Below are 11952 nucleotides of genomic sequence, written 5' to 3'. Positions count from 1 at the left end.
CAGCCGGGAGACGGGGCGAGTCGCTGCGCTCCCCGCCAGGGAGCCGCTGCGCGGCTCGCATGGGCTGATTCCCGTTGCCGTCGATCGAGTCGCTTCGCTCCTCTGGGTTTCCGAAATTAGGTTCTCACCTACGCGTTTCATCGGAACGCTCAATCCGGTCCCCCACACCTCAACGAGGCCGGGGAAACGGGAGGGTGCGCACGATCCGCCGCCCACTCGCCTTCCCGCGCCGCTCCATGTCATACCCACCAGCATACCATCCCATCCCACACACCCCAAACAGTCCAAAATCTCTAAGCATCCAAATCTATTTACTCGCAACTGATTCCGAACCATACAACCTGACATTTGTGCATATAACACGTAAAGACTTATTCACCAATCTATTACCCAAAGATGTTGTGAATCCACACCTTTCAAAACTGCTCCAAAACTGACGAAACAGACACCCGCGCGCCCGCCGACACCCCGGCGCCGGCACTCCCCGACACGTCGCCGGCACCCCACATCACAAACCAGGGACATGTCATCACACCAGGTCACAGCATCATTACGCCCACACGATCCGCACCTCTGGGTCTGGTGACGCCCACACGATCCGCACCTCTGGGTCTGGTGCGGGCTGTGTGGGCGATCGGTGTTCTACGCCTTTTCCTTGACTTTACGTGGGTGCGAGGTCCAGCCAGGGCCGATCGTCGCGGCCCTCGACATAGATCCCGCCGGGCAGATTATCGAGCATCAGCTCACGGACCCGCCAAACGAGCACCTTCGAGTGGGCTGCTTCCAGTCGGTCCAGGTCTCAGCCCGAGAACGCCAACCCCCTCCCACCACCGGGACAAGCCCTGATACGACGCAGAAACCACCCTGCGAACTCACGCCGGAGTCGCCAGAAGGTGTGAGCCTGAGACCCGCTTGGGCTCACGGCCCGAAGGGCCCGCAATGTCCAACTGGACCTCCACAACCATCCGCCTCGTCGAAATCGCAGCCCTGGCCGACACCCAACCACTCATCGCCCAGGCCCCATCACAGCCTCGATCCTCGTCAATAGCCTGCGCTACATCGTGGTATCTGGGAGACCGCCCACTGAGGGACCTGCTAACACGGCCCCAGGTCGGAGAAAGTTGGTCGTCCGATCAAGGCGCGGCCGCCAGGGATCCCGTCCCTGTTCGGAGTGTCGCCCGCATCTATCTTCCTGCGGAGTGAGCCGAGCTGCCGCCCAATCGAATCCCTTCCACAACCTAACGATCAGTGACAGCAGCCCTCGTACGGAGAAGAATCAAACAGACCGGTCTTGATGCAACGTCCGAGGAGGTGAGCTAAGGTGCTTACGCCAGCCTAGCCTTGACCGACCCTCAGGAATCCGTAACACTGTGGCGGCTTCGCACTAGCCACCACATACGCTCTGGCTTCTATTCATCGCGAATTCCGATCATCCCAGTCCGCGCCCTGAGAAGATTACCCCGCCCCGGCGCGATCTCCTCTAAGGCACAGTCTGCACAGCCTTTGTTAAAAGCATGGTTCACGTTTGACTGGACGTGACAACTATACGCAAGCGGAATAGGCACAAGACCATAACCGAGCAAAACCCGATATTACCATTACGACATGAAAGGCGTAACGGACAATGGCCGGATACTCCCTACACATCGGACTGAACATCGTAGATAAAACCGCCTACGGTGGCTGGAATGGAGCATTGTCGGGATGCGTCAACGACGCCAACGCAATGGCTGAGTTGGCCGCCTCTGCAGGATTCTCTCACAACACTAAATTGCTCAACAAGGACGCCACATCATCTGCGATCATTGGCGGGATCAGCCAACTTGCCTGTAACGCATCGTCCGGCGACATTTGTCTGATCACGTATTCGGGCCATGGTGGGCAAGTCGCGGACCAGAACGGCGAGGAAGACGATTTTAAGGACGAGACCTGGGTAGCGTACGACCGCCAGATCGTTGATGATGAGCTGTATCAGATGTGGTCCCAGTTCGATAGCGACGTGCGGATTGTCGTGTGCTCCGACAGTTGCCACAGCGGTACCGTCATCAGGGATTTCGTCATCCAGAAAACCCGCGAGAGCGTAATGGAGAACGTCAGGACCCTACCGAAGGCTCAGGCCGATCGCATCAACATAGTTGACGGCGCGGCGAAGGCCCTGCCCCTGGATGTTCAACGAGACGACAACAAGCGACGACGCGAAACGTATCAATTCGTGCAGGCACTCAGTGGTCGTAAGTCTGCCGCCGACATCCAGGCCAGTGTCCTACTTCTGGCCGGCTGCCAAGACTCTCAATACTCCTATGACGGAGCAACGAACGGACAGTTCACCCAAGCACTTCTTCAAACGTGGTCGAATGGATTCTACCAAGGCAGTTACACCACCTTTGTTGGATCTATCGCTGAGAAGATGCCACCCGATCAAGTCCCCAACCTGGATTTGATAAACGCAAATTCAGAATTCGTGGACCAGCGGCCATTCGAAATTTGAGAACCTGGTGTTCTTCAACAAAAAGTAGCCAGATACACACTCCGTTATCACGCCGAGGGATAATGGACTTGGGTGTTTCCGTCGACGAACGCACTAATTGTCTTACTCCATAATCACAATCTTCTGATGTGATGGAACGACCCTGGGTGTTCGTACGCTTCATGGACGATGTCGTGAATGGGAGGTGTCGCCAATATGGCGACTTTCGTGCTTCTTCGGGCGGACGACCTTCTGGTTGTGGGTGTGCGATGGTTCGGTTTCACGAACACGGGAACCGTAGACGCGGCAGGCGCGGCAATCCTGACCGCTGGCGCCAATGCACGGCTCGTCGTCGTCCTGCCACCACAACACATCGCAGAGGAAGCCTCCCTCCCAGATACGGAGGCGCCATTGCAGATTCCCGCCGGCAGCGCAGGAGATCCCGTACCGACCTGGAGGGGCGCACTGTCGGCGCCAAGTCGGCTGGCGTTTGCCTTCGCTGCCGGCACCCGAGTATCGCTCAGCACCGAAGGTATTCTCGCTGCCATTGCGGACCATCCGATCTTGTTACCCGACGGGCCTCCTTCCGGCGGTGATACTGCCATCGAACTGCCGTGGCGGGTTGTGATCGAGCCGCGGACACGATCGACCGCCGGAACAGTTGTCTGTCGCCATCAGACTCGGCCGGAACCAGGCGACACTGTTGAGCTCTGGCGGACAATCCTTGCCGATGCCTCAACTTCTCCGCGAGAATCAGTGCTGGACGCCGGGCTAGCGCTCCGGGTCACCGACAACGCGACAGCAAGCTCGACAGATCCCACCTTTCCTATCCCGTTATCGCTCAACGAACGCATGCAACTGGTAATCGAAACCAACCAACAGCCGGCCGCCGCTACGCGACTCGAGTTGAGCTGCCTTGGCGGCACTCTCGATGCGTCCGGGATCTGGCAGGACTACGAGTGGGAGCACCACACCGTACTCGGTCGTGACATGTACGTCCGCACCCTGGCGAAGGGCGCGATGTACCCATTCGGCCATCACGCGGAGTATGTGGAGGTGTCCGAGCGAGTCTTCGATCCCTCGGCCGGGGGCGCGGCGGTTTTGCGTAGCTTCAATACCCTCTCTATTACCGAGCCCGTGCGCCATCCACCGGAGGAGGGACCGATCCGTCGTGCGTTCCCACTGGGCGATGTCGAGATTACGACGACTAGGTTTACAAAGCTCGACAAACCCACCTGGCAAACGATGTCACTGCCCGGCTTGGGAGACGTGAGCACCCACTTCTGGCCATTCACGCCCGAAAAACACCCCGTGCTATTCCCGATCCAGTGCACCACCCCGACGGGCGTCGTGAAGTTCGACGCCCCGTTGATCTTCGTGAAGGACTTCAACTCCGCCTTTTCCACGATGCCCAGCCCAGGCGTCGCATTTCGGCTTGCTGCCGACTATGACACTACCCATGTTCGCATTGCCCCAACCAACCTCGATCTCGTCGGAGCCGCCCGTAAAGAAAACGGGGACGTACACGAAGTACACGCCCTCACCATCGCCGGAGTCGGCAAAGGAACCGCCCTGGAAGATGGGTACCGCGCCAAACTTACCGAGTTCGAAGTAGCGCTACCCGCACTGCGCACCCTTCGAGGAGAGGACACCCGACCGACCGTAAAGTTCGCCGAAAAATACCTTCAGAACGGGGCCGAGGACGTAATACTCCAAATGACAGCCCCAATCGAGATCGATTTCACCAACGCCGCCGACCGCTCAGGTGGACTCGTCGCACCCAAGTACACGTCTAACGCCGTCTCCCGTACCCTCGGCCCGATCGATCTGCAGTCGCTACCTGACCCGACCACGGGCTTCATCAACCCGGCAAGTCTCTTCCGAAACAACGAAGCAAATCTCCTCGGGTTCCCTTTGCGTTCGCTTCTGGCGCAGTTGAAACTACCCCCGGAGATCACGGCGACACCAACCGCCGGGTCCGCGCCAGCTACGCGAATGCAGTGGCGCGACGTGAAACTGACCTCTCTCGGCCCATTCCAATCCAAGTCCACAACCAGGCTCGAACTCTCCATCACCACTGAACCAGGTCATAATCGAACAGACTGCTCCATAAATGATTTCGCACTCGAGCTCCCACCTGGACCAAGGAAGGTGCTACGACTGACCTTCGCATCGATGAAATTCACGCAAAGCGACGGCAACTCACCGAGCCTCCAGATCGCGGGAGTAAGGGCCGAATTTCTCGGTGACCTGAAGCTACTGGAAGCACTTCAGAACGTGATCGACCTCGACACCGCAGCCAAGTTGCTGGACGTGCGCCCAAGTGGGCTCGCCGTGCGGTACTCGCTTCCGCTGCCTCCCATTTCCGCGGGAGCTTTCGTTATGCGCAACATGGCGCTAACCGCCGGAATAGAGGTTCCGTTCGACGGCAGACCAGTGGCCGTCTCACTCGGATTCGCCAGTCGCGCTAACCCCTTCCAACTCGGCGTGATGATGTTCGGCGGCGGTGGCTACCTCGAACTCCAACTCGATCGCGACGGGCTCAAACGCTTTGAGGCCAGCCTCGAATTCGGCGCCTTCGTCGCGGTGAACTTCGTCGTCGCTGCCGGCGAGGTACATGCGCTCGGCGGCGTCAGATTCGTCCTCAACGAAGGCTCCGTCACGGTCACTGGCTATCTACGTATCGGCGGCTGCCTGGAGGTACTCGGCCTAGTCTCCGTGGCGATCGAACTATGCCTGTCGCTGACCTACCACCCCGAGAAAAATGCGCTCGTCGGACGCGCCACGATGATCATCGAGATCGACCTCACCCTCTGGTCCGACAAAGTGGAGCTCGATAGCGGAGAATGGGCGTTGGCAGGTGGACGTGGTCGACGACGCCCTGCAATCGACCAGAAATATCGGTCAGAAGACGAAGGCCTCAAGCGCTGGCGCGACTACCGCACCGCCTTCGCCAGCGAAGATGTACCTCGTCCGAACTTGGACGCATCGAACGCCGGTCGCCGGCGTCCTGGAAAGGGCACTTCGATGATCGAGCTCCGAACCATCTTCGAAGCATCGATCCCCGAAGGCGTCGCCCACCTCACGTGGAGCAAGGACGAATGCTCCATCATCGCAACCGGACAGAACGTCGCAGACTTGGGTGCAATTACCGTCCTTGATGCCGAGTCAGGGGCGATTCGGTGGCGATCGCCCACCATCGCCTACCTACAAAAGAGCTTCATCGTCATATCGCCTGACAGCAAACGGATCGCGTACTCGACCAAGGCCGGGCACCTTGTCGAGGGTATTTGGCAAGGAATTGAGAGATTGCAAATGTTGGACGCCGCAACAGGTACCGAAATCTGGGACACGCCGATCTACAGCCCCTTCGCGTCGTTCAGTCCGGACGGCAGGATGTTGACTGTCACCTCCGGAGACCCACACGACCGCGTTCGACCGTTGCAGGTACTCGTTCTCGACGCCCACAATGGGATGCGCCTGCACGAGTACGGGCGATCCGGGGCAGCGGCGACATTCAGTGCCGACTGCCGCCTCCTATGCACAGGATCACCCGCGTTGTACAACAATGAGACTGGCCAGACGGTTTGGAAAATCGAAGACCATGGAACCTCCGCCTCTGCCAGCACATTTACGTCACAGAACGACGGTGTAATCTGCGCCAGCGCTCGCGATGGAACGATCACCGTGTACGAGCTGGAACCCGACGCCGACGGCGCACCTCGCGTGCGGTCACGTGTTGAAGCACCAGGCCTGACCACAGCAGCAACCGACTATGACATCTCCACTTACTCCTACTCGGATGGACCGATTCGATTTAGCCCCGACAAATCATGCATTGCATTCGTCGGCGAGCACAAACTGCACGTGAACTCCACGGCAGACGGGCACCCCAAGTTGCTCTACCCTCACGATGACCACTACCGGCCCAATGGATGGGCATTCCGGCCGGGAAAAAGTCAAATTGCGGCCACCTCACAGGCGGACACTTGGGGCTTGACAGTTGGATGCGACATTGTCGACACGACCACCGGATCACGAGTGTGGACCGGCTTCGTCAAAGACCTGATGTCTTCCGAAGCTATCGCGTTCAGCGACAACGGATCACGTGTTGCTATCGGAATGCAAAGCAATCGCGTCGGCGAACTCGCTCGTGGATCCGTCACGGTTGCAGAGATCGGGAAAGCTGCCAACTTTCGCCGTGACTGCTGCGCCCGCGTCACTGCGGTCGCCGTCAGCAACGCCGAAGCCGGCATCGTCGCCGCCATCACGGACGGAACCGGCAGCGAATCCATGCTGAACGTCATACGCGCTGGCACCGCGGACCTTGTACTGAAGAAAGGAATCTCTGCGGCCACTATTGCCGCCAGCCCCGACGGCCGCAGCGTAGTCGTAGGGTCAACCACCGGACGTTGTGTCCTGTTCGACACAGAAACAGGGCAGAGATGGATCGGCAAACATGGCGATCGGGTCGACGCCGTCGCGTTCAGTGACGACAGCGCGCACGTTGTGACAGCGAGCAAAGATCGCAACGCCCGTATGTACGAACGGCGTCTAACTCCCGGATCCGACCCTGACGATCATCAACCCCTTTGGAGTACTTTACATCCGAACGCTGTCACACACCTCGCGGTCGGTCCCAATCTAACTTGGATCGCCACCGCATGCCTCGACCGCAACCTCCGTATACTGTCGGGCGCCAGCGGCGAACCGCTGTACAGCCCCTACATGCACGAGAGCAGGATCTGTGCCCTGTCGGTCAGCAGGACAGGAATCCTCGCGAGCCTCGGGAACGATGGAATCGTGCAGCTCATTGATGGTGAGACCGGGCGACAGAAACGGCGGATTGAGCTTCGCTGGTCGGTGAACGTCGCAGTGATCAACGCCGATGGATCACTGCTTGCCGTCCCCGGCACAGACAATGTGGTTGAGATCTGGCGAGTCGATGCCCCTGCAGCGAGCCCCCCTCGATCCATCCAGGCCAACGGGCCGGTGGAAGATCTCATGTTCGACCCGAGTGGTAGCACCCTCGCCGTCGTCGCAGCGAATCACCGTTCAGTGCAGCTCTTCGACCCGGACACCGGCGTTGAGGAGGACCGGCTCTTTCACACACAGCCGGTCCGTCACATCACGATCGGCCCAGATGGTGGATTGCTCGTCAGCGCCTCGGTCGACAACTTCGTCAGCGTATTCGAGGTAGGGCACGATGAGTAGCGAGATGCTGTGGGTCGCCGTTCCCAACGGCTTGCGGGCACCGTCCAAGGCATCGATCAGAATCCTCGTCGTCCCGCGACTCGCTGCAGGCAGCATCCGGGACGCAGGTCTACAGGACTGGCCGGATGTCCTGACGAATGAGGCCACGTTCGAACTTCGGACTAGAACAGCGCTCGGCGAGCGCATCGCCACACACCGGCCTCAGTATCTACCGCGCGCTAGGTCTGAAATATGGGGTGCATTTTTCGGCGGCGATGCTGGTCTCACGAACGAATGGGAACCGAAGACATATCCGGCGCCCGTCGTATCGCCGACCTACCAGGATGCAACGTCGGCTATCACCACCTACAGCATGGTCACCAGAGCCGTCGCCAAATCCGGTGCCGACGCGGATGCCGTGATCCGCTCTGCACTTACCGAGTGGGTGACACCGGAGCCCCCGGCGCCGAGCCCGAGCGAGTTCAACGAGCCGCTGGCCTACACAGCTCCCGACTTCCACCGTACCGTGGCGATCTTGCGGGAACACCCGACGGTACTGATTGACCTGGGACTGGTGTTCGAGATCCTCGTCGAAGTATCCGACCTGAAGATCAGCACACCGAACGACGCGGGAATGCTGTCCGTTCGGTGCGTCGACCCGCCATTTTTACAGCACCTAGTCACGCCGCCATGGACACGATATGACCTCACTGAGAGCGTATTCCGGCCGGCACCGTCGCCGGAGTCGACAAGCCAAATAAAGCACGGCATGCTCGACCTCCGCGATTCGAGTTCCATCACCTCACCAATAGCGCAACCCGATTCCACGCAGTGGGCACTCGCAACGTTCGACGTCGACGGTGTCGTCGGAAAGTTACGCCAGACCGCGCATGACATAGCGGCCAACCCATCGATACGGGCGACGATACCGGAGATTCGCTCGACTGGTATTGCGCTGATGCGGCCCGGTCGGCGTGCCGACTTCGACCGGCGAGCCAGAACAGCGCGAAAGAGAGCTGCCACATCCATGGCCGACACCGTGCTGAGCGCCGACGACCTAATTCTTGGCTATCGTGTTGATGTACGAAGGGGAGACGCTAGCTGGCATTCCCTGTGCGAACGTGACGCCACATACTCGGTCAACGAAATCCCCATCGGCGCGGCTGAGTACCGTGGAAAACACCAACTCGAGGAAACGCACGTCAAGGCGTACACCGCAGTGAAGGGCGAGGACGGCCAGCTTCGAAGTGATGAGGTAATACTCCGGTGGGACGGGTGGAGCCTTGCCCTGCCGATGCCCAACCTACGAGGCGACACCCCGGGACCTATTAACGATCCCACTCGTCCTCTCCCGTACACATTTCTCTGGGACTTCAGAATGCCGCGGGGCCGCCTCCCCGCGCTCCGGTTCGCTGAACGCTACCAAATGCGTGTCCGTATCGCCGACATGACCGGTGGCGGCCTCGATCTCGACGATATCGAGGGCGAACAAGCAGCCAGCACCAGCGTGACCTATCGGCGCCACGAACAAGTGGCGCCGCCGGTAGTCCGAGCATTAACCCAATTCGGGCCCGGGTCGGCGATCGACCGGCTTGTCATCCGTAGCGATCACGACATGACGGTTGATCAGCTTCATGCCACAGAGCCTGAGTATCCGCGCGCCGAAACCCGCGAAGTCCTTCCACCATCCCTATCCTTGACGCTTGTCGAACAACACGGAATGTTCGATGACGAGACCGACCATCGTCGCACATGGGAACTAGCTCAACGTGCGATGCACGCCAAAGCCGCAGACTCCGGTCTACCCGACCCTGTAGTCGAAGGCGTGAATGCTTATGTTCCCGCCGAACCCGGAGGTCTCGTCACGTCGGAAAGCAGACGCATTAGGTGGTCCCCTGATTGGCCGGACGCGACCCCGAAGGCAATCGAGCTTGCGGCCCACGATGACCCGACCGTGCCGGTCAAGCTCGCATGGGTCGGCGACACGCTAAGAGTGACCCTCGCCAAAGCCGAACAAGCGACCATCGAATTGTCATCAACCATTCGAAGTGGCATGGAAGACCATCTGGCGATGATAGATCTTCTCAACCTTCCGGACACACCAACTGAAAGCTTGGAAAACACCAAACTTGGACGTAACGCCGCCGTCACCCCCACTCGCAAAATCCAAGTGGTCCATGCAGTGAAACGCCCACTTGCCGAGCCGATGTGGAACCTACCTGACAGCCGTGTGGGCCGTCACCCGCACGACACGACAGCGCTCCTCGAGCCTACCTTCACACCTGTAGCCACCGGTGCCGGTCTCAACACCGACAGTACCGGCCGCATCGACGTAACCGCCACTTGGACGGAAGTCGAAGACGTCGGCCCCCAAGCAGACATTCACACCCACGCAGTTACCGTCCCTCATCTACACAGCGAGACGATAGCCCGTGGTGCACCACCACAACTCCAAGTCCGGCACGAGTTCGGTGATACCAAGCATCGCATAGTCACCTATACCCTCAACGCGTCCAGCCGATTTCGCGAGTACTTCAAATCCACCGAGCACGACACAGCATTCCAAGTGAGCCTTGCTCAAACGCCCGTCAACATTCTGTCCTCCACCCGACCCACCGCACCGACTATCTCAGGAGTTTCACCGACCTTCCGTTGGCGACGAACCCAACCAGGTGCCGACCGCCTCGAACACACGAGACAGGGCCAAAGGCTCAGAGTCGTAGTCGCACGTCCCTGGTTCGAGACGGGCGAGGGCGAGCAACTCGCCATCGTCGTAGCACCGAGTCCCGATTCTCCCGCCACCTCCAGCCACCTTGTCACAAAAATCGGTCGCGATCCGCTGTTCGGAACCCCTGAGACGCCACTGCACCCTAGACCGGAACTGTTTCGAACACCGGCAGCAGCGGCCAGCATCCTCATGTCGGCCGAGGCCGGTGCAGAGGTCGCCCTAGTTCCATTCAATCTGCGTCCCAACGGTGAAAACTGGTATGCCGATATCGAGCTCGCGATCCTCGATGGCAGTCCTTCTTACAACCCCTTCGTGCAGCTCGCCGTCGCCCGTTATCAGCCCAATAGTCTGGACGGACTGGAGCTCTCACCTATCGTGCTGACCGGCAAGGTTCCGCTGCTGCCTGACCGACGGGTAGTCGTCGATAGATCCGATAACACCGTGCTCGTGACGGTGGAGGGAACCTCGCCGAATCCTTTGAACGGCCTCGATGCAGTTCTCGAGACATGCGATCCGGGAATCGACCCAGAAACATTGGATCTCGTCATCGACGACCTGAACGCGGATCCACAGATTCCGGCATGGCGTCCGGTCTCTGGAGGCAGGCTTACCAGAACCGCAGGAGGCCAACTGCCGCCGTTCACGCTTCCGGAAACACGCGGGCGCTTACGTATTCGGCTGCGGGAGTTCGAGATGTTCAAAGGTCCCGATACGGACGAACCGAACGAACTGGTGCAACGTAACATATATGTCGACACGATCGTGCTCCCAGCAGCGTGGCAATCGACCAAAGCACGGCCGTAGAGTACGCGTGCTGAACGAAGTGGGTGTTCCCTTCAAACGGGAATAGATCTGATTCTTGACGGAGCCATTCGATTGGCCGATCCTCTCGCGGGATATAAACGCCGCAAAGGCCTCTGGCCTAAATTGCACCAGGCCGGCCGCTTTTCGTGGCGGCTGAGGCGGTTTGCGCTGGTGATAGGGGTGCGGTTCGGAAAGTGGCCCAGATATGTACGCCAGATCGGCGCGTAGCGACGCGGCTGCGACCAGGGCGCGCCGGCGGTGATCGCCCCGGCCCGCCGGTCGGAGGCCTGGGCGGAGCCCCGTTCGGCCTCCGCGCGCAGTTTGGCTGCCAACCCGCACGTGTTCATCACCGGCAGGCCTGCATACGGTACCGCCCGGTCTCAACCTGGTACTTCCGGGCCTGCCCATCCCGGTCTCCCAGCTGCGTGCGGATCGGTGCCTCTGGCCAGGTCGACGGCATCGACGCGCAGGCCGGACTTTCGCATGAAATAGCTCACTCTCTTATTAGCATTGCCAACGAGTTTGCAAGACGACAACACGCCGAATCCGCAGATCAGACCGCCGATCGACCAGATGCGCACGACCTCCATGTCAGGATTCCTGGTCCCCCGCCTTCGAGAGTGCCCTGCGCCCAGCGCCACACGGGTCAACGCCACACGGGTCAACGAGAAGATGCCGAACACGGCCGCGACCTGAGCCTGAATAGCCGCCTTGATCCGCATCAACGACGCCGCGGCCAACGGAGGACAGGTGCCCGTGC

Annotated in this window: 4 protein-coding genes; 3 read left to right on the top strand and 1 reads right to left on the bottom strand. The window is 59.8% G+C overall.

From position 1 onward, the window contains the following. Positions 1-1624 precede the first annotated feature (1624 nt). From ACFWAY_RS51340 to ACFWAY_RS51330, 3 genes are all read left to right on the top strand, one after another. On the top strand, positions 1625-2488 hold the full coding sequence (locus tag ACFWAY_RS51340) for a caspase family protein (protein ID WP_378516193.1): 864 nt from the start codon (positions 1625-1627) through the stop codon (positions 2486-2488). 177 nt (positions 2489-2665) lie between these two features. Next, a complete protein-coding gene (locus ACFWAY_RS51335) occupies positions 2666-7681 on the top strand; it encodes a PQQ-binding-like beta-propeller repeat protein (RefSeq protein WP_378516192.1) in 5016 nt (1671 codons plus the stop codon). Beyond that, a complete protein-coding gene (locus ACFWAY_RS51330) occupies positions 7674-11192 on the top strand; it encodes a hypothetical protein (protein WP_378516191.1) in 3519 nt (1172 codons plus the stop codon). The genes ACFWAY_RS51335 and ACFWAY_RS51330 overlap by 8 nt, the downstream gene beginning before the upstream one ends. 380 nt (positions 11193-11572) lie before the next feature. Here the strand turns inward: ACFWAY_RS51330 and ACFWAY_RS51325 are convergent. Next, positions 11573-11952: hypothetical protein (locus ACFWAY_RS51325; protein WP_378516190.1), on the bottom strand; the 380-nt coding region annotated here is incomplete at its 5' end.

The sequence above is a fragment of the Rhodococcus sp. NPDC059968 genome (assembly GCF_042738615.1).
Taxonomy (GTDB): Bacteria; Actinomycetota; Actinomycetes; order Mycobacteriales; family Mycobacteriaceae; genus Rhodococcus_F.
Note: the sequence above shows the minus strand (reverse complement) of the source record. Positions and strands in the feature narration are given on the sequence as shown.

Coding starts and splice junctions, on each gene's coding strand:
- ACFWAY_RS51330 (WP_378516191.1), top strand. CDS start 7,674: ATGAGTAGCGAGATGCTGTGGGTCGCCGTTCCCAACGGCTTGCGGGCA.
- ACFWAY_RS51335 (WP_378516192.1), top strand. CDS start 2,666: ATGGGAGGTGTCGCCAATATGGCGACTTTCGTGCTTCTTCGGGCGGAC.
- ACFWAY_RS51340 (WP_378516193.1), top strand. CDS start 1,625: ATGGCCGGATACTCCCTACACATCGGACTGAACATCGTAGATAAAACC.